17 protein-coding genes, 1 tRNA gene, 1 other RNA gene and 1 pseudogene are annotated in these 23,827 nt (G+C 69.0%); 16 read left to right on the top strand and 4 right to left on the bottom strand.

The window, feature by feature from the left end; genetic code table 11:
- Positions 1–61 precede the first annotated feature (61 nt).
- The 15 genes from mfd to HDR50_RS08170 all read left to right on the top strand — a co-directional run bounded on the left by mfd (position 62) and on the right by HDR50_RS08170 (position 17,376).
- Positions 62–3,577, top strand: coding sequence for a transcription-repair coupling factor (mfd, locus tag HDR50_RS08240; protein ID WP_291357655.1), 3,516 nt, complete (start codon positions 62–64; stop codon positions 3,575–3,577).
- Entirely contained in the window at positions 3,574–4,767 is a 1,194-nt protein-coding gene (locus tag HDR50_RS08235) for a peptidylprolyl isomerase (RefSeq protein WP_291357654.1), read from the top strand. Before mfd ends, HDR50_RS08235 begins: the two co-directional genes overlap by 4 nt.
- A 147-nt stretch (positions 4,768–4,914) precedes the next feature.
- Positions 4,915–5,868: a SurA N-terminal domain-containing protein gene (locus tag HDR50_RS08230; RefSeq protein WP_291357669.1), complete on the top strand. Its 954-nt coding sequence runs from the start codon at positions 4,915–4,917 to the stop codon at positions 5,866–5,868.
- Between the two features lie 39 nt (positions 5,869–5,907).
- Complete coding sequence (locus tag HDR50_RS08225; RefSeq protein WP_291357653.1) at positions 5,908–6,942, top strand: RodZ domain-containing protein; 1,035 nt, start codon at positions 5,908–5,910, stop codon at positions 6,940–6,942.
- Positions 6,939–7,697 (top strand): DNA repair protein RecO, encoded by a 759-nt coding sequence (recO, locus tag HDR50_RS08220; protein WP_291357652.1) that lies wholly within the window; start codon positions 6,939–6,941, stop codon positions 7,695–7,697. The genes HDR50_RS08225 and recO overlap by 4 nt, the downstream gene beginning before the upstream one ends.
- Before the next feature lie 57 nt (positions 7,698–7,754).
- On the top strand, positions 7,755–8,636 hold the full coding sequence (gene glyQ / locus HDR50_RS08215) for a glycine--tRNA ligase subunit alpha (protein WP_291357651.1): 882 nt from the start codon (positions 7,755–7,757) through the stop codon (positions 8,634–8,636).
- Between the two features lies 1 nt (position 8,637).
- Positions 8,638–10,722: a glycine--tRNA ligase subunit beta gene (gene glyS, locus HDR50_RS08210; protein ID WP_291357650.1), complete on the top strand. Its 2,085-nt coding sequence runs from the start codon at positions 8,638–8,640 to the stop codon at positions 10,720–10,722.
- A 158-nt stretch (positions 10,723–10,880) separates the two neighbouring features.
- Positions 10,881–11,150: a 30S ribosomal protein S20 gene (gene rpsT, locus HDR50_RS08205; protein WP_291357649.1), complete on the top strand. Its 270-nt coding sequence runs from the start codon at positions 10,881–10,883 to the stop codon at positions 11,148–11,150.
- Positions 11,151–11,210: 60 nt separating this feature from the next.
- Positions 11,211–11,287, top strand: a tRNA-Arg gene (locus HDR50_RS08200).
- Between the two features lie 137 nt (positions 11,288–11,424).
- The gene (locus tag HDR50_RS08195) at positions 11,425–12,237 is read left to right on the top strand and encodes a phosphoribosylformylglycinamidine synthase subunit PurQ (RefSeq protein ID WP_291357648.1); all 813 of its coding nucleotides are present in this window, start codon (positions 11,425–11,427) and stop codon (positions 12,235–12,237) included.
- Positions 12,238–12,258: 21 nt separating this feature from the next.
- On the top strand, positions 12,259–13,077 hold the full coding sequence (locus HDR50_RS08190; protein WP_291357647.1) for a Nif3-like dinuclear metal center hexameric protein: 819 nt from the start codon (positions 12,259–12,261) through the stop codon (positions 13,075–13,077).
- A gap of 16 nt (positions 13,078–13,093) precedes the next feature.
- Positions 13,094–13,921 carry a C4-type zinc ribbon domain-containing protein gene (locus tag HDR50_RS08185; RefSeq protein WP_291357646.1) on the top strand — a complete coding sequence of 276 codons (828 nt, stop codon included), beginning with the start codon at positions 13,094–13,096 and terminating at the stop codon, positions 13,919–13,921.
- 43 nt (positions 13,922–13,964) lie between these two features.
- Positions 13,965–14,343, top strand: an RNA gene (rnpB, locus tag HDR50_RS08180) — RNase P RNA component class A.
- A gap of 69 nt (positions 14,344–14,412) precedes the next feature.
- Positions 14,413–15,591, top strand: a complete 1,179-nt coding sequence (ispD, locus tag HDR50_RS08175; protein WP_291357645.1) for a 2-C-methyl-D-erythritol 4-phosphate cytidylyltransferase — start codon at positions 14,413–14,415, stop codon at positions 15,589–15,591.
- 3 nt (positions 15,592–15,594) lie between these two features.
- Positions 15,595–17,376, top strand: coding sequence for a long-chain fatty acid--CoA ligase (locus tag HDR50_RS08170; protein WP_291357644.1), 1,782 nt, complete (start codon positions 15,595–15,597; stop codon positions 17,374–17,376).
- A gap of 159 nt (positions 17,377–17,535) precedes the next feature.
- Here HDR50_RS08170 and HDR50_RS08165 read toward each other — a convergent pair whose 3' ends face one another.
- From HDR50_RS08165 to acpS, 3 genes and pseudogenes are all read right to left on the bottom strand, one after another.
- Positions 17,536–18,759, bottom strand: a complete 1,224-nt coding sequence (locus tag HDR50_RS08165; RefSeq protein ID WP_291357643.1) for an aspartate kinase — start codon at positions 18,757–18,759, stop codon at positions 17,536–17,538.
- A gap of 63 nt (positions 18,760–18,822) precedes the next feature.
- Positions 18,823–20,844: pseudogene (locus HDR50_RS08160) on the bottom strand (NAD(P)H-hydrate dehydratase).
- A gap of 110 nt (positions 20,845–20,954) precedes the next feature.
- Positions 20,955–21,329 carry a holo-ACP synthase gene (gene acpS / locus HDR50_RS08155; RefSeq protein WP_291357668.1) on the bottom strand — a complete coding sequence of 125 codons (375 nt, stop codon included), beginning with the start codon at positions 21,327–21,329 and terminating at the stop codon, positions 20,955–20,957.
- A 164-nt stretch (positions 21,330–21,493) separates the two neighbouring features.
- Between acpS and HDR50_RS08150 the strand changes: the two genes are divergently transcribed.
- The gene (locus HDR50_RS08150) at positions 21,494–22,831 is read left to right on the top strand and encodes a UDP-glucose/GDP-mannose dehydrogenase family protein (protein ID WP_291357642.1); all 1,338 of its coding nucleotides are present in this window, start codon (positions 21,494–21,496) and stop codon (positions 22,829–22,831) included.
- A gap of 6 nt (positions 22,832–22,837) precedes the next feature.
- Here HDR50_RS08150 and HDR50_RS08145 read toward each other — a convergent pair whose 3' ends face one another.
- The gene (locus tag HDR50_RS08145; protein WP_291357641.1) at positions 22,838–23,812 is read right to left on the bottom strand and encodes a rhomboid family intramembrane serine protease; all 975 of its coding nucleotides are present in this window, start codon (positions 23,810–23,812) and stop codon (positions 22,838–22,840) included.
- Between the last annotated feature and the right edge of the window lie 15 nt (positions 23,813–23,827).

Raw genomic sequence — 23,827 nt, 5'->3', positions numbered from 1 at the left:
GGCGGCCAAGGCGCCGGCCGCGGCCTCCACTCCCTATTCGTTTCCTCCCTCGCAGGCTCCCATGCAGGATTTTGACGCCATCCTCGCCAGCGCCGAAAACAGGATCTACCTTGAGCGCAGCGGCATGGCGACGCGCTGCCGCCTGGCCGCCCAGGCGCTGGCTTCCGGGCGCACGGCCGTGCTGCTCGCCCGCGGCCGCGAAGAGCTGCACACGGCCTCGGCGCTGGCCCGCCTCTTCCTCCCCGAGCTTTCCGTGGGTGACGGCGACGTGGCCGCCGCGGTCTGGGAGCGCCCGCTGCTGGTCATGCCGCGCCTGCGCGACTGGGCCGACCGCGACGGCTGGAGCGGGCGCGTTGCCGCGCTCTATGCGCTCGCCCAGGGGAGGCCGCGCTGCGTGGTGGCCTCCGTGGCGAGCCTCATCCCGCGCTATATGCCCACGGACTTCTTCAGCGGCCGCAGCCTCGATCTTGCGCTGGGCATGGACTTCTCGCCGGAGCTCATCATCGAGCAGGCCGTGGAATGGGGCTACGAGCGCGTGAGCATGGTGACGCGCCCCGGCGAGCTCGCCCGCCGCGGCGACATCCTCGATATTTACGCCCCCGGCTATGGGCGCCCGGTGCGCCTGGAATTTTTCGGCGACTCCATCGAGGAGATGCGGCTTTTTGATGCCGAGAGCCAGCGTTCCCTGCGCAATGTGGAGGAGCTGACCCTGTTGCCAGCGAGCCCGCTGCCGCTGGACCCCAAGGGGCGTGACGCCGCCCGCGCGCGCTGTGAGACCCTGGTGCGCGAGGGCCGCATCAGCGAGAACGATGCCTACACCTACCGCAAGGCGCTGGAGGAGGGCGGCGCCGGCCTCTTGCCCGGCCTCCTGTGGGAAAAGGCGAGCCTGTTCGAGAACTGGCTCCCCCCCGAGAGCCTGTGGCTCCTCCCCGGCGAGGCCGACAGCGCCGAGGCCCTGCACGCCGTGCGCCAGAGCCTCAAGGAAGAGCTCGAGAAAGAGGACGCGGCCCTGCCGCAGCCCGCGAGCCTGGTGTTCCGCCGCTCCTCCCAGCCCGCGCCGTGGAACGGCTTTCAGTGCGTCTTCGACGAGCCGCTGGTGGTGGGCGTGGAGGCGCGGGGCGTCTCCCTGCAGGAGCGGCCGCTGCACCAGTTCGCCGAGCTCTTTCCCGCGCCCGGCGCGCAGGACAGGCCCTGGCAGCACCTGGCCGCCGGACTCAAGGCCTGGCAGCGCGAGCGGCGCCAGGTCATCCTCAGCTTTTCTTCCGAGCGCGGCCGCAACAAGTTCCTCAAGCTGGCGGAGCAGGACGGCATCGTCCCGGCCCTGCGCTACGCCCCGGGGCAGGCGGGTCTGTTCGCGCTCATCTCGCCCTTTCGCGGCGGCGCGGAACTCGTCTGGGACGATAGCCTCGTCCTCGGCGAGGACATCCTCTATCCGCGCGCCGAAAAAACGCACCGCGCGGCGACCCGCGCCTTCAAGGGGCTGGACAGCTTCGAGAGCCTGAAAGAGGGCGACCTGCTCGTCCACCGCGATTACGGCATCGGCCGCTTCGCCGGGCTGCACCACCTTGATGTCAATGCCGCGGCCAATGACTTTCTCCTGCTGGAATACGCGGGCCACGACAAGCTCTATGTGCCGGCCGACCGTCTCGGCCTTATCCAGCGCTTCAAGGGCGCCGAGGGCGCGGAGCCGCCCCTCGACAAGCTGGGCGGCCCCTCCTGGGCGGCCGGCAAGGAAAAGGCCCGCAAGGCCATCGAAAAGATCGCGGCCGACCTCGTGGAGATGTACGCCTACCGCAAGGTCGCCAAGGGCTTCCGCTATGACCCGCCGGGCGAGCTCTTCCGCGAGTTCGAGGCCACCTTCGGCTATGAGGAGACGCCCGACCAGGCCCGCGCCATCCAGGACGTGCTCGATGACATGGACGGCGAGCGCCCCATGGACCGCCTCGTCTGCGGCGACGTGGGCTTCGGCAAGACCGAGGTGGCCCTGCGCGCGGCCTTCCGCGCCGCCTCCGAGGGGCGGCAGGTGGCCTTGCTCTGCCCGACCACGGTGCTCGCCGAGCAGCATTACCAGACTTTCCGGGCGCGTCTCGCGGGCTTCCCCATCAATGTGGGGCTCCTCAGCCGTTTCGTGCCCCGCGCCAAGCAGAAAGAGACCCTCAAGGCCGCCGAGGCCGGGCAGATCGACATCCTCATCGGCACGCACCGCCTGCTCTCCAACGACGTGAAGCTCCCGAACCTCGCCCTGCTCATCCTCGACGAGGAGCAGCGCTTCGGCGTGCGCCACAAGGAAAAGCTCAAGGCCCTGAAAAAGAATGTGGACGTGCTCACGCTCACGGCCACGCCCATCCCGCGCACGCTCCAGCTCTCCATGTCCGGCATCCGCGAGCTCTCCATCATCGAGACCGCTCCGCAGGACCGCAAGCCCGTGGCCTCGGCGGTGCTCGGGCGCGACGACGCCACCCTGCGCAAGGTGCTCCAGCGCGAGCTCGACCGCGAGGGCCAGGTGTTCTGGGTGTACAACCGTGTGCAGGGGCTGGAGCGCGTGGCCGAATATGTGCACAAGCTCGCGCCCAACGCGCGCGTGGGCATGGCGCACGGCCAGATGGCCGAGGCCGAGCTCGAGGCCACCATGCGCAAGTTCTGGCACGGCGAGCTCGATGTGCTCGTCTGCACCTCCATCGTGGAGTCCGGGCTGGACTTTCCCCGCGCCAACACGCTCGTCGTGGACCAGGCGCAGATGTTCGGCCTTGGGCAGCTCTACCAGCTGCGGGGCCGCGTGGGCCGCAGCGACCGGCAGGCCTACGCCTTCTTCGTGGTGCCCGACGCCTCGCGCCTCACGGAAACGGCGGAGGAGCGCCTGCGCGTCATCCTCGACATGGACTATCTTGGCGCCGGCTTCCAGGTGGCCATGGAAGATTTGCGCCTGCGCGGCGCGGGCAACATCCTCGGTGAGGTGCAGTCCGGCCACATGACGCGCGTGGGCCTTGACCTGTACCTCGAAATGCTGGAGGAGGCGGTGGCGCGCCTTAAGGGCACGCCCGCGGCCCTCGCCGCCGAGACCGAGCTCAACCTCGGGCTCCCGGCGCACATTCCGGCCACATATATTGATGACGGCCGCGAGCGCCTGCGCTGCTACAAGTCCCTGACATCGGCCGTGGGGGGCGCGGCCCGCGAGGAAGTGGCCCTCGGCATCCGCGACCGCTTCGGCGCCTTCCCCGAGGAGTTCCGCAACTTCCTCGCCGTGCTGGACTTCAAGGAATTCCTCACCGAGCTTCAGGTGCAGAAGGCCGACATCCACCGCAACAGCGTGCGTCTCGTCTGGGCTCAGGGGCAGACCGCCGTTTCGCCCGAACGCATCGTAGAGCTCGCCGCCAGCGAGCCCGGGGTCAAGCTGCATCCGCCGGCCGGGCTCTCCCTCCCGGTCTCAGAGGATGTGCCCTTCAGCGAAGGTCTCGCCGCCGTGCGCGCCCTGCTCGAAAAGGTGCGCGCCCCGAGGCTGGCGCCCCCGGCCGTCTCTGAAGCCATCCCCGATGAGTCTTCGGAAGCTGCCGCGGCCGCCGCAGGAGGTGCCGCATGACGGGGCGTGCCTTCCGCGGCCTTGCGCTCGTCTGCGTGCTGGCGTGTGCGCTGGCGCTCGCCGGCTGCTTTGAAAGCCGGCTGCCCGACGGGGTGGTGGCGAGCATCAACGGCGAGCCCATCCGGCTTTCCGCCGTGCAGGCGCTCATGGACAGCCGCTCCTCCTCGCTGGGCATCCCGCACCGGCCTTCGCTCGAAGCCATGAAGAGCCGCTACGGCGGCGCCCTGGGCACCCTCATCGTCCATACCCTCGTGCGCCAGGATCTCGAGCGCCGGGGCATGGCCGTCACCGATGCGGCCCTCGAGCACGCGGTGGACCAGGTGCGCGAGGATTTCGGGCCCGGCGGCCTCGAGCAGTTCCTCACGGCCTCCTCCCTGCGCGAAGCCGACTGGAAGGCGCTCATGCGCGACCACCTCGCCATGGAGGTCTTCAGGAAGCGGGTGCTCCTGCCGGCCATCCAGGTCTCCATGGCCGAGGCGCGCGCGTATTATGAGGCGCACAAGGGGGACTTCGTGCTGCCCGGCTATCTGGATGTCTGCTTCGCCGCCGCCCCGGAGAAAGAAGCGCTCGCCGCCTATTGCCAGTCCTTCACGGCGCGCTTCCGCGAGCGGCCCGAGGCGGACGCCGAGGCCGATTTCGCGGTGCTTTCGGGCGCGGCGGCCAGCGATTCCGGCGCGCTCGCGCAATGCCTCGAGGTGCAGCCCGATGAAGTGCCCCCGGCCTGGCGCAAGGAGGCCGCATCGCTCAAGCCCGGCACCTGCGGGCAACCCCGCCAGCAGGACGGCGAATGGCGGGCCATCGCGCTCGCCGGGCGCCAGAAGGGCCACGCGCTGGAACTCACTGAGGCCTATCCCCTCATCGAGGCCATCCTGCTGGAGGAAAAAAAATCCGCGGCCTTCGGGGAGTGGCTGGAGGCGAACCTCGGCCGCTCCGAGATACTGGTCGCGCCGGAGCTTAAAGAATCGCTACTCACCCCGGGCCTGCCGGGATTCGTCACCGAGGAGCCGGAAGAGGGCGACGAGCTCGACCGTCCCGAGAGCCAGCAGGGCAGAGAGGATGATGCCGCCGCTACTGCCGACGAAGCCGCAGCCGCTGTGCAGGAAGACGTGCCGGACGGCAGGGACGGCGCGCACAGGGGCGCCCGGCACAGGGGGGCCGCCCGTCCGGCGCCCCGATCCGCCGGCCGCTAGCGGAGATTTTCCCGGTGATTGCCACCGGGCGCCTTTTGCAGTAGGCATGGAAGCCGACATCCCATTGCGCCCCGGTGGCGCCCGCCTGACCCGTTGCGCGCGAAGGGCCATTCCTTCGCGTGCGGAGCAAGGAGAGCTCTGGTGAAAATGCGTCTTCTCTTCCCGGCGTTCCTGATCGCCCTTCTCTGCATCCTTTGCTGCGGCGCCTTTGAGGGCGCTTCCGCGGCCCAGTTGAACAAGGTGGCGGCCGTGGTCAACGGCCAGGTCATCACCATGTTCGACCTCCAGAAAGAGGCCCTTCCCGAACTCGCCCGCGCGCGGCTCAACCCCAATGACCCGGCGCAGGCCAAGGCCGTGGACGCGGTCTTCCGCAAGGTGCTCGACCTCATGATCATGGACATCCTCATCGCGCAGGAGGCCAAGCGCCTCAAGGTCACGGTGAGCGAGGCCGAGGTGGACAACGAGCTCAAGCGCATGATGCTCGCGCGCAAGCTCACAAAGGAGCAGTTCGAGGCCCAGCTCAAGCAGCAGAAGATCCCGCTCGCGGGCATCCGGGCCAATATCGAGAAGAGCCTTTTGCGGCAGAAGGTCATGGGCATGGAGGTCGGCCGGCGCGTGGTGGTCACGCCGGACGAGATCAAGGCCTATTACGAGGCCCACAAGGACACCATGTTCGACCGCAACGGCCTGCGCATGGGGCTGCTCGTCTACCATCCCAAGGCCAACCCCGCCGCCGTGGCCGCGCAGATCAAGGCCGGCAAGCTGAGCTTCGAGGAGGCGGCCGCCAAGTACTCCATCGCGCCCAACAAGGACAAGGGCGGCGACATGGGCCCGGTGGAGTGGGACAGGCTCAACCCCGAGTGGGAAGGGCGGCTCTCCCAAATGAGGCCCGGGGACGTGACCGAACTTTTCGAGATCCAGGGCCACAAGGCGCAGGTGCATCTCTTCCGGCCCGGCGGCGGCGCGGAAACGCCGCTGACGCTGGAGCAAGCCACCCCGCAGATCGACGCCATCCTGCGCCAGCCCAAGGCCAAGGGCCGCTTTGAAGACTATTCCCGCCAGTTGCGGGAAAAGGCCGTTATCGACATCAGGCTCAACTAGCCCGCGCGGGCGAAAGCCGCCCCGCGGCAAGGGACTGTGATGAACTTTGACGAACTGGGCGCGGCCCTGCGCGCCGAACGCGAGCGGCGCGGCCTGCGCATCGAGGATGCCGCCGACCATCTCAAGATCAGCGCGCGCCACCTGCGCGCCCTGGAGGAGGGCGATGCCGCGTCCCTGCCGCACCCCGCCTATGCGCGGGGCTTCATCCGCTCCTATGCGGCCTATCTCGGCATGTCGCCCGAGGAGATCCACAACGCGCTCAACGGCGTGAGCGCCCCCGAAGCGGCGGCGCCCAAGGCGCCCCTCCACATGGCCGAACCGGCCCCGGCCACCCGACACAGCGGGGGGGGCAGCGGCGGCAAGGGGGCGCTCGTTATCCTCGTCCTCTTGCTGGTGGCCGCGGGCGCCTATGCCGGCTGGCGCTGGGGCCTGCCCCTGCTCTCCGGGCTGGAGCAACAGCGCCTGGCGCAGCCTTCGCCGCCGCTCAGCTCCGCACAGCCAGCGCCCGTGGTGGAGCCGGTGAAAAAGGCGGAAAGCGCGCGGCCGCAGAGCCCCCGCAGCGCCCAGCCCGCCCCGGCGGCGCCGGTGCAGCAGGTCCAGCCACAGGCGCAGCGCGACGAAACGGCGCCACCGGCCCCGCAAGCCGGCCAGCAGGCCGCCCCCGCGCGCACCGAGCCCGCCCGGCCCGCAGCTGTGACATCCCGACAGGAAGAGCAGGGCGCGCCAGCGGCCACTCCCGCGGCTTCCACGGCTGGCGCCTCTTCCGTTCCCGGGCAGGAGACAGCCGCCGCTCCGGCCCAGGCCGGCGACGAAGCGGCAGCCCCGGGCCAGCACAAGGTCATCATCACGGCCACGGAAGAATGCTGGATCCACTCCAACGCGGACAAGACGGACACGCGCCAGTTCTCCCTGCGCAAGGGCGACACCTTCGCGCTCACCTTCGCCCGGAGCCTCGAGCTCAAGCTCGGCAATGCCGGCGGCGTGCGCATTCGCTATGACGGGCAGAGCATGCCGCCGGCCGGGCAGTCGGGCCAGGTGAGGACGCTTACCTTCCCGCCGCAAGACGGCCAGTGAACGAGTGGCAGGACGAGGCGGTGGTGCTGCGCATGGGGCACTTCCGCGAATCTGACCTCTGGCTCCGGCTCCTTTGCCGCGGCCGGGGGGCGCTGACGCTCTTCGCCTTCGGGGCGAGCCGCAGCCGCCGGCGTTTCTGCGGCTGCCTCGATGTGTTCAACACCCTGCAATGCCGGGTCAAGGTGTCAGGCCGCGGGGACTTCCTCAACCTCGAGGAGGCCGCTCTTTTGCGCGGCCCGCGCGGCCTGCGCGCCGACTGGCGGCGCATGGGCCTTGCCGCCAACTGCCTGCGCTTTCTCGAGGCCCTGGGCGTGGACGGCGAAGCCGCCCCCGAGAGCTTCGCCCTTCTCGAAGACCTGCGCGAACTGCTGGAAGACGGGCGCCCGGTGCCGGTGCTGCTGCCGCTGTTTTTCCGGCTGCGGCTCGCCGGCGCCCTGGGTTTTGCGCCCAATCTCGGCCAGTGCGGCCTCTGCGGCGCGGACGTGGAAGAGAGGGCGAGCTTCGTGGTGGACGAGGGCCTGTTGCTCTGCCCGCGCTGCCGTGCGGAGCGCCCGCTCGCCGAAACGCGCTATTGTGTGGAGGTCTCGCGGGCCGGGCTTGACGTTTTGCGCGCCGTGCAGCAAACTTTCCCGTCCGCATGGCCGGCGGAGGCGCTTTCCGCGCCCGAGCGGCGCGCCTGTGCGCGGCTCATCGACGGCTTTGTGCAGTACCATCTCGGCCTCGCCTGGGAGAACGGCCGTTTCCGCCGCGTGTGACGCGTTAGTTGCGGCGGCGCGGGCCTTCCCCGGCTGGGGGCCGCAAGAGGGAGAATCATGTATTTTCAGGATGTCATCCTTACGCTTCAGCGATACTGGGCGGCGCAGGGCTGCGTCATCGAGCAGCCCTCCGGCGTGGAATGCGGCGCCGGCACCTTCAACCCGAGCACCTTTTTGCGCGTGCTCGGGCCCGAGCCGTGGAAGGTGGCCTATGTGGAGCCCTCCCGCCGCCCCACGGACGGCCGCTACGGCGAGAACCCCAACCGTCTCCAGCGCTATTTCCAGTTCCAGGTCATCCTCAAGCCCTCGCCGGACAATGTGCAGGAGCTCTACCTGCAAAGCCTGGCGGCGCTCGGCATCGACCCGGCGGCCCACGACATCCGCTTCGTGGAGGACGACTGGGAGTCGCCCACGCTGGGCGCCTGGGGCCTCGGCTGGGAGGTGTGGCTCAACGGCATGGAGGTGAGCCAGTTCACCTATTTCCAGCAGGTGGGCGGCATCGACCTTTCGCCGGTGAGCGTGGAGCTCACCTACGGCCTCGAGCGGCTTGCCATGTACCTGCAGGGCGTGGAATCCGTCTATGACCTCGCCTGGAACAAGGATGTCACGTACGGCCACATCTACCACCAGAACGAGGTGGAACAGTCGCACCACAATTTCGAGGCCAGCAATGCGGAGATGCTGCTTCGGCAGTTCAACGATTTCGAGGGCGAATGCAAGGCCATGCTCGAGCTCGACCTGCCCTGGCCGGCCTATGACTATTGCCTGAAGTGCTCCCACACCTTCAACCTCCTTGATGCCCGTGGGGCCATTTCCATCACCGAGCGCACCGGCTATATCGGCCGGGTGCGCGCGCTTGCCGCCGGCGTGGCCGCCCGCTACGCGGCGCAGCGCGAGCAGCAGGGCTATCCCCTGCTCACCGAAAAGGCCGGGAGGTAACATGGCGACCTTTGTGCTGGAGATCGGCAGCGAGGAGCTGCCCGCCCGTTTCCTGCCCGGCGAGGAGGCCGAACTCGCCGCCCGCATGTCGGCCGCACTCGACAAGGCCGGCCTCGCGTACGGGAATGTGCGCGTCATGAGCACGCCCCGGCGCGCCGTGGTCATGGTGGAAGAGCTCGACCCGGTGCAGCGGGAGCGGGAGGAAGTCATCGTCGGGCCGCCCGCGCGCGTGGCCTACGGGCCGGACGGCGCGCCCACCAGGGCGCTTGAGAGCTTCGCCCGCGGCAACGGCGTGGATGTGGCCGATGTCTTCCGCACAAAAACCGAAAAGGGCGAATACGTGGCGGTGAAGAAGCGCAGCGGCGGCGCCGCTGCAAGCGCGCTGCTTGCCGAGATCTGCCCGGAGCTCATCCAGGGGCTGCCCTTTGCCAAGCGCATGCGCTGGGGCGCCCATTCGCTCGCCTATGCCCGGCCCCTGCGCTGGGTGCTCGCCCTGCTCGACGGCGAGGTGGTGCCCTTCAAGGTGGGCCATCTCGAGTCGGGGCGGGAGACCTGGGGCCACCGCGTCCACGGCGAGGGCCCGCACAAGGTGCCCTCGGCGGCCGACTATCTGGCCGTGGCCGAACAGGCCGGCGGCATCGTGGTCGACCCGGCGAAGCGGCGGCAAACCATCATCGAAGGCGGCAATGCCCAGGCGGCGGCCATGGGTGGCACCGTGGTCTGGAAGGAGGGCCTGCTCGACGAGGTGCAGGGCCTTGTGGAGCATCCTGTGCCGCTTCTCGCCGATTTTGACCCCGCGTATCTCGAAGTGCCGGCCGAGGTGCTCCTGACGAGCATGGAGAGCCACCAGAAGAGCTTTGGCATCCGGGGGGCGGACGACGCGCTTTTGCCGCATTTCCTCACCGTGCTCAACCTGACCCCGCGCGACATGGCGACGGTCAAGCGCGGCTGGGAGCGGGTGCTGCGCGCCCGCCTTGAGGACGCGCGCTTCTTCTGGCGCGCGGATTCGCGCGAGAGCTTCGACACCTGGCTAGCCAAGCTTGACCATGTCATCTTCATCGGCCCCCTGGGCAGCATGGGCGACAAGACGCGCCGCCTCGAGGCGCTGTGCCGCTGGCTCGCCGAGCGCGTTCCCGGCGCCGACCCCGCCCTTGCCGCCAGGGCCGGGCGCCTCTCCAAGGCCGACCTCGTGAGCGGCATGGTGGGCGAGTTCGACACCCTGCAGGGCATCATGGGCGGCATCTACGCGGCCAACAAGGGCGAGGCGCCGGAAGTGGCGGAAGCCCTGAAGGAGCAGTATCTCCCTGCCGGTCCGGAGACGCCCGTGCCGCAAAGCCTCACCGGGGCGCTCCTCTCCATCGCCGACAAGGCGGACACGCTGGCCGGCTGCTTCGGGTTGAACATGATCCCCACCGGCGCGGCCGACCCTAACGGGCTCAGGCGTTGCGCGCTGGGCATCATCCGCATCCTTCTGGCCTTTGACCTCCACCTCGATGTGCGCGCGCTCTTCGCCGAGGCGCGGAAGCTCTACGGCGAGCGCCGCTGGAAGCTCGCGCCCGAGGTGGCGCTGGACAAGCTCATGGAGTTCTTCCGCGGGCGCCTGCGGCAATATTTCGTGAGCCAGGGCGACGACACCATCCTCGTGGATGCGGCTCTCGGCGCCGGCGTGGACGACGTGCCGGCCTGCGCCGCGCGCCTCGCCGCGCTCTCGGCCTTCGTGCGCGGGGCGGAAAATGAGGGCGCGCTCCTGGCCTTCAAGCGGGTGGACAATATCCTCCGCAAGCAGGCCGGCAAGGAGGACATCCCCGCCGAGTGGGACGCGGCCCTGTTGCAGGAACCGGCGGAACAGGCCCTTGCCGGGGCGCTCGCGCAGGCGCTTCCGAAGGCTGACGCCCTGCTCGCCGCAGGCGACATGGCGGCGGCGCTCTCGGAGCTTGCGGCCCTCCGGCCCGCGGTGGACGCCTTTTTTGACGGCGTCATGGTCATGGCCGACGACGCGGCCCTGCGCCGCAACCGGCTCGCCCTGTTGCGGGCGCTGGGGGCGCGCGTGGCGCGCGTGGCCGACATTTCGGCCCTTCAGATATGAGCGGCCCCGGGCTGAAAGGGCTTGACAAGCCCCGGGGATGCGGATAAGAACCCTGATTCGTATTTCTGGCAACACTATCGCGGCGTAGGCCGCGTGCGGAACGACAGATTGCGCGGGCTTGTCCCCGGCGGCGGCAGCGCAAGGAGTGGAGGAAGAACGTGGCCAATCATAAATCCGCCATCAAGCGGCACAAGCAGAGCCTCAAGCGGGCCGCCCGCAACCGCGCCCAGCGCACCCGCGTCAAGAACGCCGTCAAGGATGTGCGCGCCGCCATTCAGGGCAATGACAAGAGCCTCGCGCAAAAGCAGCTGAGCGAAGCCTCCTCCGTGCTCGCCAAGGCGGCCGGCAAGGGCGCCGTGCACTGGAAGAAGGCCGCCCGCAAGATTTCCCGCCTCGCCAGGGCCGTCAACGCGCTCGAGGCGGACTAGGGCCGAGCCCGCAGATTTTTCTTGACAGCCCGCGCCGTCAGGAATAAAAGGTTCACTTACGCGCCCGTAGCTCAGCTGGATAGAGCACCAGGCTACGAACCTGTAGGTCAGGAGTTCGAATCTCTTCGGGCGCGCCATTTTTGAGACGCCTGCGGGAAAAACCGCAGGCGTCTTTGCGTAAGGAAGCACGGGGATGGCTCACCGCATCCGCAGGGCGCCCCCGCCGGGGCGGCTGTGTTTCCGTCCAGCGCATAGCAGCGGCAAGGAGAACTTCATGGCGCCCGTCAATACCCTGGTCATCACCGGCTACGGCACCAATTCCCATCTGGAGACCGCGCACACCGCGCGGCTTGCCGGCTCTGACCGGGCGGACGTGGTGCATTTTTCCGACCTCATTTCCGGGGAGTGCCGCCTCTCGGACTATAATTTCCTCATTTTTCCCGGCGGCTTCCTGGACGGGGACGACCTGGGCGCGGCCCAGACGGCGGCCATGCGCTGGCGCTCGTTGAGCGACGCCGCGGGCAAGCCCCTGCTCAGGAGCCTTGAGGAATTCTTGGATGCCGGCGGCCTCGTGCTCGGCATCTGCAACGGCTTCCAGCTGCTCGTCAAGCTCGGCGTTTTGCCCGCGCTGGACGGCGCGCGCTTCGAGCGTCAGGCCTCGCTCGGGCACAATGATTCCGCGCGTTTTGAAGACCGCTGGGTGCGCCTTTTGCCCAACCCCGAAAGCCCCTGCGTGTTCACGCGCGGCCTTTCGCTGCTCGCCATGCCCGTGCGCCACGGCGAGGGCAAGCTCGTCTGCCGCGACGAGGCCACCCTCGCGCGTCTTGCGGCAGAAAACCTCATCGCCCTGCAATATGCCGACCCCGAAGGGCGGCCCACGCAGGAATACCCCTGGAACCCCAACGGTTCGCCGCTCGCCATCGCGGGCCTCACCGATCCCACGGGCCATGTGCTCGGGCTCATGCCGCATCCCGAAGCCTTCCACCACGTCACCAACCATCCCGGCTGGACGCGCGGCGAGCTCGCCCCGCCGGGAACCCTGCTTTTCGCCAATGCTGTGCGCTATTTGCGGGCGCAAGAGGCCTGAGCGCCGTTTTTCAGGAGCCGCATGCAACTCACCGAACTTATCGCAGGCATAGAGCGCATCGCCAGGCCAGAGTTCGCCGCCTCGTGGGACAAATCGGGCCTGCAGGTGGCCTCCGCCCGCACCGAGGTCGCGAGGCTCGCCGTCTGCCTCGATGCCACGCCGGATTGCGTGCGCCGCGCGCTCGCGGCCCGCGCGGACTGCATCCTGAGCCACCATCCGCTCTCGCTCTCGCCCGATTTGCCGCGGCACCATGACGCCTATTGGGAGGTCTTGCGCCTTCTCCTTGGGGCAGATGTGCCGCTCTATGCCGCGCACACCACCCTTGATGTCAACGCCGCAGGGCCGGCGGCGTGGCTGGCGGACGAGCTCGACCTCCGCAATCGGGCCGTCCTCGAGCCGGTGGCCCCCGCGCCGGAGCCCGGCAGGCTCCCCTTCGGCTACGGGCTTGCCGGCGATTTGCCCAAGCCCATGGCCTTTGAGGAGTTCAACGCGCTGCTCTCGCGTCACCTGGAATTCCAGGGCGGCACGGCGTGCGGCCCGGTGCCTGCGCGCGTGGAGCGCGTGGCCTATTGCACGGGCTCGGGCTCGTCGCTCTGGCGCGAGGCACGGGACGCCGGCGCCCGGCTTTTCATTACCGGCGACGTCAAGTACCATACCGCGCTGGAGACCCGCATCGGCATCCTCGATGTGGGCCACCACAGCCTTGAAGAAGAAATGATGCGCCGCATGGGCCTTTTGGTCGCGGCCATGTTTGCCGGGCTGGAGGTCATCTTCGTGGCCTCGGCCTCCCCCCTGCGCCCGCGCTGCGCCGCGGGGGACGCCGGCGCCCCGGCTTTGTGAGACGAGGAGGAACGCCATGAGCGATGCCGTGTATCTGGACCAGATCCAACAACTTGTCGAACTCCAGAAGGTGGACGATGAAATCTTTGCCGTGCGCCAAGAGCTCGACGCCGCGCCCCGGCAACTGGAAGAGCTGGAGAAGCGCTTTTCCGCTGTGGAGGCGCGCCGGGCGCGTATCCTGGACAAGCTCTCCCACCTGCAGGAGCAGAAGAAGCGTCTCTCCCTCGAGATCGACGACGATTCCGCCCGCATCAAGAAGAGCAAGAACAAGCTCATGCAGGTGGAAAATACGCGCGAATACCATGCCATGATGCGCGAAATGGACAGCATGGAGAAGATCAACCGCACCCGCGAGGAGGAAAAGCTTACCCTCCTCGAGGAATTGCAGATCCAGGAAGGCGCCCTCGCGGATTGCGACCAGGAGCACGGCGCCCTGAAGGCCGAGCTCGACGCCGCGCGCGCCGGGCTGGATGCGCGCCTTGCTCAGGCCCGGGAGCAGCTCGAGAAGCTCAGCAAGAAGCGCGAGACCGTGGGCAAGGCCATCCCGCGGCCGGTATTCATGCGCTACGAGTTCATCCGCAAGCGTCTGGAGCACCCGGTCATCGTGGCCGTGCGCGAGGGTGTGTGCTCGGGCTGCAATATCGCGGTGCCGCCGCAGGCCTTCATCGACCTTCAGCGCGGCCAGCAGATCCAGAGTTGCCCCAACTGCCAGCGTCTCATCTTCTGGTGCGAGCATTTTGAGGAGGCCAAGCCCAAGGAAGCCGCACCGGCCGAGGCCAGCACCGCTGAGGCTGCCGAGCCTGCGGCGCCTGCGGAGGCGCCGGAAGAGGCCCCGGCCGAATAACAGTTGTGGCGCAGCGGCCGCGCCTCCGACAAGGCCGCGCACGGGAGGCGGACAGACCGTCGCTGCGGGCCGGGCATTTGCCCGGGCCCGGGGAGGAAAGTCCGGGCTCCGCAGGGCAGGACGCTGGGCAACACCCAGGAGGGGCGACCCTCGGACAGCGCCACAGAAAGCAAACCGCCACGCCATGCGTGGTAAGGGTGAAACGGTGGGGCAAGAGCCCACCAGATGCCGCGGCGACGCGGCATGCTCGGCATACCCCGTCCGGAGCAAGACCAAGTAGGGAAGGAGGCCGGCCCGGCCCATGCCTTCCGGGTAGGTTGCTTGAGGGCGCGGGCAACCGCGCTCCTAGAGGAATGACGGTCACTGCGCCAGGCCTTGCGCCCGGCGCGGGACAGAACCCGGCTTATCGTCCGGCTCCCGTGCGTTTTATGGTTTCGACCCCGCCTTCCTCTCCGCCGCCCCGTAACTGCGGGGAGGGTCTCCCCTGGGCCGTGCTGCTCGCCGCCGGCAGCGGCAGCCGCCTCGCGGCGGCGCTGGAAGGGCGGCCCAAGCAGTTCCTCCTCTTTGAGGGCGCGCCCCTCTACTGGCGTTCGGCGCAGGTGTTCGCCCACAGCGGGGCCGTGGGCGGCATCGTCCTCGTTTTTCCCGAGGCCGCTCTGGAGGCCGAAGCGCAGCGCGTGGGCGCCCTCAGCGCCGGCGATGACCTCGGCATCCCGTGCCTTGCCGTGGCCGGGGGGCCGCAAAGGCAGGATTCCGTGCGCCTCGGGCTCGCCGCGGTGCCGCGGCATGTGCCACAGGTGCTCGTCCATGACGCCGCCCGCCCCTTCATGAGCGCCGCCCTCGTGCGCCGCATTTGCACCGCGCTTGCCGAAGGCGCCCCGGCCGTCATCCCCGGCCTCCCTGTCACCGATACCATCAAGCTGGTGGATGCCGATGCCCCGGACCTCGCCGCGGGCACGCCGCCGCGCGCCCTCCTGCGGGCCGTGCAGACGCCGCAGGGCTTTGACGCCGCGCTCCTGCGCGAAGCGCACGAACGCGCCCGGGCCGACGCGCCGGCCACCGATGACGCGGCCCTCATGGAAGCCCTGGGCGTGCCCGTGCGCATCATCCCCGGAGAGGCGGAAAACGTGAAGATCACCAACCCCGAAGACCTGGGCCTGCTGCGCAGGGAGGCGCCCGCGCTCCTCCCCTCCAACGGCCTGGGCTACGATGTCCACCGCTATGGCGGCGAGCGGCCGCTCAGGCTGGGCGGCGTGGAGATACCCGGGGCGCCCGCCGTGTTCGCCCATTCGGACGGCGACGTGCTCCTGCATGCGCTCATGGACGCCATCCTCGGCTGTGCGGCCCTCGGCGACATCGGCCAGCATTTCCCGGACAGCGCCCCGGCCCTTGACGGCATTTCCTCGTCCATCCTGCTCGACCGCGTGCTGGAGCTCGCCGCCGGCGCCGGCATACGCCTCTGCCATGTGGATCTCACCGTGGTGGCGCAAAAGCCGCGCCTTTCCCCCTGGCGGGAGGAGATACGCAACAACGTGGCCGCCCTGCTCGGGCTCGCGCGCGACGAGGTCAACCTCAAGGCCACCACCGAGGAGGGGTTGGGCTTCACCGGCCGCGTCGAAGGCATCAAGGCCTGGGCCCTCGTGAGCGCCCTGCGCCCCGCGAAGGATTGAAGCATGGATACTGATGTGCTGCGGCCGTGGCTCGCCCATTATGAGGATTTCGTGCCCCATGAGGTCAAGCTCTGGGACAGGCCCCTCTATGCCATGCTCGACGACGCGGCCGAGGCCTATCCCAAAAGGCTCGCCGTCATCTTCCAGAACACGCGCATCACCTACCGGGCTCTGCGCGAAAGGGCGGAGCGCTTCGCCGGCGCACTCAGGCGCATGGGCGTGCGCCCGGGCGAGCGCGTGGCCATCATGCTGCCCAACCTGCCGCAGACCATCATCGCCTTCTGGGGCGCGCTCAAGGCCGGGGCCGTGGCCGTGATGACCAACCCGCTCTACATGGAGAAGGAGCTGGTCCAGAACCTCACGGATGCCGGCGCCAGCCACATGATCCTGCTCGACCTGCTCTGGCCGCGCGTGGCGGCCCTGCGCGATCGGCTCCCCGTCCGCAACTTCATCGTCACCGGCATCGCGGACGCGCTCTCCTTTCCTCTCAATCTGCTTTACCGCCTGAAGGAGCGGCGCAACCGGCCTGACGTGCCCCGCAACGACAGCGCGGTGCATTTCTGGGGGGCTTTCACGCGGGGGGCGGAGCGCCATTCCGAGCCCGTGGCCTCGCCGAAGGACGACCTTGTGCTGCTCCAGTACACAGGGGGCACCACGGGCATCTCCAAGGGCGTGGAACTTACGCATTCCAATATCGGCACCAATTGCCGCCAGGTGCTGGACATCATCAATATCAAGGCGAGCGAGCACCAGACCTTCATCTCGCTCCTGCCTTTCTTCCATGTCTACGGGCTCACCATTTCGCTCATCATCCCGGTCTATATCGCGGCCACGGTGCTGCCGCTGCCCCGTTATGTGCCGCAGGACGTGCTCAAGCTCATCGCGAAATACCGGCCCTCGGTCTTCCCGGGCGCGCCCTCCATCTACATGTCCCTGCTGCAGCAGAAGGATCTCGCCCGCTACAACCTGCACAGCATCAGGATCTGCGTTTCCGGCTCGGCGCCCTTGCCGCGCGATGTGTTCCTGCGTTTCCAGGAGGTCACGGGCGCGTCCATCCTCGAGGGCTACGGGCTCACCGAGGCCTCGCCCATCACCCACTGCAACCCGTTCGGGAAGGAGGGGCAGCGTGCCAATTCCATCGGCATGCCCATCCCCGGCACGGACGCGCGCATCGTGGACATGGAGGCCGGGGGCCTTTCGCTGCCGCCCGGCAAGCTCGGCGAGATGGTGGTGCGCGGCCCGCAGGTGATGAAGGGCTACTGGAAAAGGCCCGATGAAACGGCCAACGCGCTGCGCAACGGCTGGCTCTATACCGGCGACCTCGCCACCATGGACGAGGACGGCTACTTCTATATCGTGGACCGCAAGAAAGACATGGTCATCGTGGGCGGCTACAATGTCTACCCGCGCGAGGTGGACGAGGTGCTGCTGGCGAACCCGAAGATCGCCGACGCCGTGACCGTGGGCATCAGCGACAGCATGCGCGGCGAAACCCTCAAGGCCTATGTGGTGCCGGAGCCCGGGGAGGCGCTCACCAAGGCCGATGTGGTCTCGTGGTGCCGCGCGCGGCTCGCGTCCTACAAGGTGCCGCGCCTCGTGGAATTCCGGGAGGAGCTGCCCAAGACCATCGTGGGCAAGGTGCTCAGGCGCGCGTTGCGCGAGGAGGAAGAGGCCAAGCGCGCGAGGGGCCGCAACGGCGCGGCCGGCGCCCCGGTGGTCAGTGGCGCGCCCGCGCAAGCTGACGCCCCGGCGCAGCAGGACGGCGCGCTGGAAAGCCAGGACTGAAGCGGCTCAGAAGGCCGACGGGTCCACGATGGAGAGCAGGCGTGAACAGCCGCCCAGAAGCAGCAGCGCGAGCAGGGCACCGAGTCCGCGCCATGCCCCCACGGGGCGCCCGGCTCTTTGCGGGGCGCTTCCCCGTCTCTTGAAACTGTCCATGCGGGCCTAGCCGAGGTCCCAGTCCAGGCCGAAGGTGTCGTGGAGGATGCGCACGGCGAGCTCCACATACTTCTCCTGGATGAGGATGGTGATCTTGATTTCCGACGTGCTGATCATGAGGATATTGATGCCCTCCTGGGTCAGCGCGGCGAAGGCGCGGGCGGCCACGCCCGAATGGTTGCGCATGCCCACGCCGATGGCCGACACCTTGGCCACGCTCACGTCGTGCAGCACTTCCGAGGCGCCGATCTTCCGGGCCACCTCNTCCATGATCTCCAGCGTCTGGGGNAGNTCCTTGCGGGTGATGGTGAAGGTCATGTCCGTGTGGCCGTCNAGGCTCGTGTTCTGGACGATCATGTCCACGAGCACGCCNCGTTCCGANAGCGGGCCGAAAACGGCGGCCGCCATGCCGGGCACGTCGGGCACGTCGCGCAGGGTCACGCGGGCCTGATCCTTGTCATATGCGATGCCGGAAACAAGAACCGCTTCCATGCTGGAATCCTCCTGGGTGACGAGAGTGCCGGGGTCGTCGGTGAATGTGGAGCGCACATGCACGGGCACCTTGTACTTCTTGGCAAACTCCACGGAACGGATGTGGAGCACCTTGGCGCCCATGCTCGCCATTTCCAGCATTTCGTCATAGGCCACGCGCTCCATCTTGCGNGCGGCCGAGCAGATATTGGGGTCGGTGGTNTAGACGCCGTCAACGTCGGTATAGATCTCGCAGTCCGCGGAATCCAGCGCCGCGGCGAGCGCCACGGCCGAAGTGTCCGAGCCGCCGCGNCCGAGGGTGGTGATGCGGCCGTCGGCGGTCACGCCCTGGAAGCCGGCCACCACCAGCACGTCNTAATGCTCGAAAAGGCGCCGCANNTCCTCGCTGTTGATGGCGATGATGCGCGCGCGCCCGAAATCGTCNTCCGTGGTGATGGGNANNTGCCAGCCNANNAGCGAACGGGCGCTTANGCCCGCATCCTTGAGCAGCATGGTGAAGAGGCTGATGGAGACCTGCTCGCCGGTGGAGACGAGCACATCGCATTCCGCCCTGTCCGGCGCGGGCGACCACTCGTCGGCCAGCGCCAGNAGGCGGTTGGTCTCGCCGGCGCGCGCCGANAGCACGGCGATGACCTTGTTGCCGCGCGCNAGGCCGTCCANNACCTTGCCGCGCACCATCTTCATGCTCTCCAGCGTCGCCACCGAAGTGCCGCCGAACTTTTGCACCAGAATCTTCATGCCCAACCCCGGTTAGCCATTGCGCGGCATGCCGCCGCCTGCGGGAGCCTGTGGCCGTGCTCCTCAGTGGCCGGTGNCCGGGGCGCCGTCAGGCNATGCCCNGGNCAGCGCGNCGGCAAGGGCTTCGCCGCGGGGGCCGNCACCTTTGAGGAGCAGGAGCCTCGCATCATCCTCCATCTTGAAGGAGATGTCCAGAAAATCCTCGGGNAGNAGGNNGGNNTCNAGGCTNTCGGNCCATTCCACCACCGCNAGNGNNTCNNCGNCGTCNAGNGCGTCCNNNAGCTCCTCNGGCGCNTGNCCGGGCGAGCGGTANAGGTCGCAGTGCACNAGGGNGGGCGTGGTGGGGTAGATATTGCAGAGCGTGAAGGAGGGGCTTGAGACCTCGGCNTCGTCCCCGCCCGGGAGCGCGCGNACGAGCGCNGCCGTGAGNGTGGTCTTGCCGCTGCCGAGGCCGCCGCGCAGGAGGAGCGCGCGCACGCCGGAGGCCGGCAAAAGNTCCCCGAGCAGGNGCCCNAAGCGCTNTGTATCCTCAAGGTTCTTTAANCTCACGCGGGCCATGGCATGCGCCGCTCCCANNCGNCGNNGGATTGCGGGCGCAAGCCCNGCNCGCACATGCGGCAGNGCGTCNGCCAGCTCCGAGGCGCGGCAGCCGCGNGNCGGGAAGGCCCGGCCGAGCTCGCGCCCGGCGAGNGCATGCAGGGCAACGCCAACGGCCGCCNCGCGCAGGGCCGNGNCCCCCTGNCGGCTGCCTTGGGCGAGCAGGGCCGCNATNCAGCCCGCNAGCACNTCGCCNGAACCGCCCATGGCGAGNGCNGGCACCGCATAGGGCGAAAGGAAGANCGGCGCCCCGGCNTGNCCCACCAANGTGCCGGCNCCCTTGAGGACGACAGCGGCCGGGGAGAGCCCGCACAGGGCGGCGAGGGNCGCGGGGCGGTCCNCCTGGATANNGGCNGTGTCGGTGGCGAGNAGCGCNGCCGCCTCGCCGGGATGCGGNGTGAGGANNTCNGCGCNNGTNAGGCGGGAGNAAAGCGCAGGCTCGCGNGAAAGCAGGATGAGCGCGTCCGCGTCGATGACNGNNGGNGGGCGNNCAGGGAGCGCNANNAGCGCCGCGAGAAAGGCNGCGGCATCCTCGCCTCGGCCCATGCCCGGCCCCACGGCGAGCGCNGTGGCNCGGCCCAGCGCGGNGAGCAGGTTTTCCGGCAGCTCCCGGGGCCAGCGTTCGGCGTNCTCCGGGCCGAGGNCCACNGTCATGATCTCGGGCCAGCCGCTCNTGATGGCNGCAAGGGCGCTTGCCGGCGCGGCNGCGCTCACNAGGCCCGCGCCCGNGCGCAGGGCCGANGCCGCCGCCANNTGCCCGGCGCCGGAAAGGCCNGGGGCGCCNCCAATGACGAGCACATGCCCGAAGCTGTTTTTATAGTTTTCCGGCGCNGGCTNCGGGAGCGCGCCAAGGGCNTGCCCGTCNAGCAGNTANTGGCGCACNGGCCGGCGCNCCGGCGCCGGCATGCCGATGTCGCCCANGTGGAGCGCGCCCACCCAGGGNGCGGCATGCGGCAGCACGAGGCCNGGCTTGGCNGCGGCNAGGCTCACNGTGGCGTGGGCNCGCACGGCNACNGGNGAGGGGCGCCCGCTCACCGCNTCNAGCCCGGAGGGGATGTCCACGGCGAGCACGAAACAGCCGGNAAGNCGCGCGGAAAGGGCGTTCANCTGCTCGATGGCGGCCTGCATGNCNGGCCTGAGCGTGCCGGAAAAGCCNGTGCCGAGCAGNCCGTCCACNAGGATGCGCGGCGGCGNGCCACCGGNGGCGAGNNCGCCCGCGATGGCGGCGTCAAGTTCCGCAAGGGGCGCCGTGCGTACCCCGTTGGCNCGCGCGAGCGAGAGATGGAGGGCGCTCGCGNCGCCCACATCCGNNAGCGGCCGCGCGTGGAAGAGCAGGGGCTGCGCGCCGCGGTCGGCCAAAAGGCGNNCGATNCAGGCGGCGTCGCCGCCATTGTTGCCGCTGCCCATGAAGAGCCACACGGGCGCGCCCGCCACGTCCGGGCANTGGCNGAGCAGNACNTCCAGGGCCACATGGCCNGCATTTTCCATGAGCATGGCCGGGGAAAGGCCNAGCGCCGCCGCGTCCGCGTCCCATTGCCGCATCTCTTCCGGGAGCGGCAGGGGAGGGAGCAGGGCGCAAAAGTCCGCAAGNGTGTCCATTAGGCCTCCAGCACCACCACGGCGATAGCGTGGGAGCGTTCATGGCTGATGGAAAGATGGGCCGCGCGCACGCCCAGTTGCCCGGCCCTTTGCCGGGCGTGCCCGTGAAAGACGAGGCCGGGCGCGCCCGTGGAGGCTGCCGTCACCTCTATCTCACAGGGGCCGATACCGCCGGAAAAGCCCGTGCCGAGGGCTTTCACCGCCGCCTCCTTGGCGGCGAAACGACCCGCCAGCAGGGAGAGGTGGGGCACCTCGGAGAGCGCGGCCAGTTCGCCGGGCGCGAGGAATTTTTCGAGGAAGCGACGCCCGAAGCGCGCATGCGCCCGTCGGATGCGTTCCAGCGCCGTCATGTCGATGCCCAGGCCCACGATCACCGGCCTCACCTCCCGTCCGCTTGCCCGCCGTGGAAAAATCGTCTATGAATGCCGGGTGTGGGAACGCATTTTGGCGTTATCCCGGCCGCGGCGTCAAGTCGGCCGGGCGCCCATGCGCAAGCCGCACGCCAGCAAGAACGCCAAGCGCGGGGAGAGCGAAAAATATGAAGTTGTGCATCGTCGGCACGGGTTATGTGGGCCTTGTGAGTGCCGCCTGCTTTGCGGAAATGGGCAATACCGTCACCTGCGTGGACGTGAACCCCGCGGTCGTGGACAAACTCAATTCCGGCTCCGTCCATATCTACGAGCCCGGGCTGGAGCCCATGGTGCGCCGCAGCCGCGCCGACGGCCGCCTCACCTTCACCACGAGCCTCGCGCAGGGCATCGCCGACGCCGATTGCGTCTTCATCTGCGTGGGCACGCCGCCGCTGCCCGACGGCTCCTGCGACCTGAGCTATGTGCGCCAGGTGGCGCGCGAGATCGGCGAGACCATGCGGAAAGACCTCGTGGTGGTGGACAAGTCCACGGTGCCCGTGGGCACGGCCGACATGGTGCGCGGCATCATCGAGGCGGAACTGAAGGCCCGCGGCGCCGACCTCAAGGTGGAGGTGGTCTCCAACCCCGAATTTTTGAAGGAAGGCGACGCCATCTCCGACTTCATGAAGCCCGACCGCGTGGTCATCGGCACGGAATCGCCCAAGGCGGCCGCGCTCATGCGCGAGCTCTACGCGCCCTTCGCGCGCACCCGCGACAAGATCATCGTCATGGCCGTGCGCAGCGCCGAGATGACCAAGTATGCCGCCAACTGCATGCTGGCGACCAAGATCTCCTTCATCAACGAGATCGCCACCATCTGCGAGCATGTGGGCGCGGACGTGCGCGACGTGCGCGTGGGCATCGGCTCCGACTCGCGCATCGGCTACCAGTTCATCTATCCGGGTGTGGGCTACGGCGGCTCGTGCTTTCCCAAGGATGTGAAGGCGCTCATCCAGACCGCCGAGGATTCCGGCGTGGACCCCATGCTCCTCAACGCGGTGGAGGCGGTGAACGCCCGCCAGAAGGGGCACATGGCGCATCGCATCATGGAATATTTCGCGCCGCAGGGGGGTGTGGCCGGCAAGACGCTGGCCCTCTGGGGCCTCGCCTTCAAAGCCAATACGGACGACATGCGCGAGGCCGCGGCCATCAGCATCGTGAACGCCCTCACCGACGCCGGCATGAAGGTGCGGGCCTTTGACCCGGTGGCCGCCGACAACGCGCGCCGCATCTTCGCCGACAACCCGCTGGTTGAGATCGTGGACGACCAGTACGCCGCCTGCGACGGCGCCCAGGCGCTGCTCGTGGTGACGGAGTGGAACCAGTTCCGTAACCCGGATTTTGCGCGCATCAAGTCGCTTCTGAGCGCGCCCATCCTCTTTGACGGCCGCAACCTCTATTCGCCGCAGGCCATGGCCGACCGGGGCTTCGCCTATTTCTGCATCGGCCGCGCGCCCGAGGCCTAAGCCCTGTCAGAGGCGGGCGAAGGCCCGCCACCAGGCGAGCACAGGCAGCAAAATGGCCAGCGTTGCCCACAGCCACTGGGGCGGCGCTGGCCATTGCCGTTTCTGGGAGAGGCCCTCCCCCATCCCCAGCACGAGCCCGGCGCAGAGGCCCGCCACATGCGCGAGATAGTCGGTGCGTTCGCCCTCGGTGCCCAGCATGGCGAGCAGAGCCGCGCCGGCGGCCACAGGCAGCAGCATCTCGCGCCGGCCCGCGCCGCGCAGGGCCATGAGCCCCGAGAGCGCGCCGATACAGGCGAAGAGCGCGGTGGAAAAGCCGATGCTTTCCACGGGCTGCCGCCTGAGGAGCACGGCCAGGCAATTGCCCGCGATACCTCCGGCCATGGTGAGCCACAGGGCGCGCCCTGGTCCGGCCCCACGCGCGAGCAGCGCCAGGAACAGCGCCCCGAAGGCGAGATTGCCGCAGAGGTGGGCGGCGTCCGTATGAAGGGTGAGGGCCGTGGCCGTGCGGTACCATTCGCCGTGCAGCCGCACTTGGAGGGTGTCCAGCGCGCCGGCCGAGAGCCACAGCCGCGGCGGCGGGAGCGCTTCCGGCGCCGGCCACCATCCCACGCGCATGCCGTGCCAGACGAGCAGCGGCAACAGAAAGCAGCCCGCGAGTTTCCAGCCCTGGTGGACGGGGGGCGGCGGCGCCGGGGGGCGGCGGCGCTCGGCGTCAAAATCCGTGAGTTCCCGCAGGGCCGCGCCTTCCAGAAGCGGCGGCACATAGAGATATTCCCTGCCGCCGAACTGGGAAAGCCGGTGCGCGATGCCGCAGGCGCTGAGCACGAGGCGCCAGTCGCGCCGCTGGCGATAGCTCGTGAAGCCGTGGGCGCCCGTGATATTGCGCCAAAAAGGGGGAATGAAGGCCGGCCTGACGCGCCAGTGGCAGCCGTGGGCGCGGGGCAGGCCGGGCGCGGCGGCGCGGGGGTGGGTTTGCGGCATGGGGGAAAGAGGAAA

It is taken from the genome of Desulfovibrio sp., assembly GCF_014803725.1.
In the GTDB taxonomy this organism is placed as follows: Bacteria; Desulfobacterota; Desulfovibrionia; order Desulfovibrionales; family Desulfovibrionaceae; genus Desulfovibrio.
Note: the sequence above shows the minus strand (reverse complement) of the source record. Positions and strands in the feature narration are given on the sequence as shown.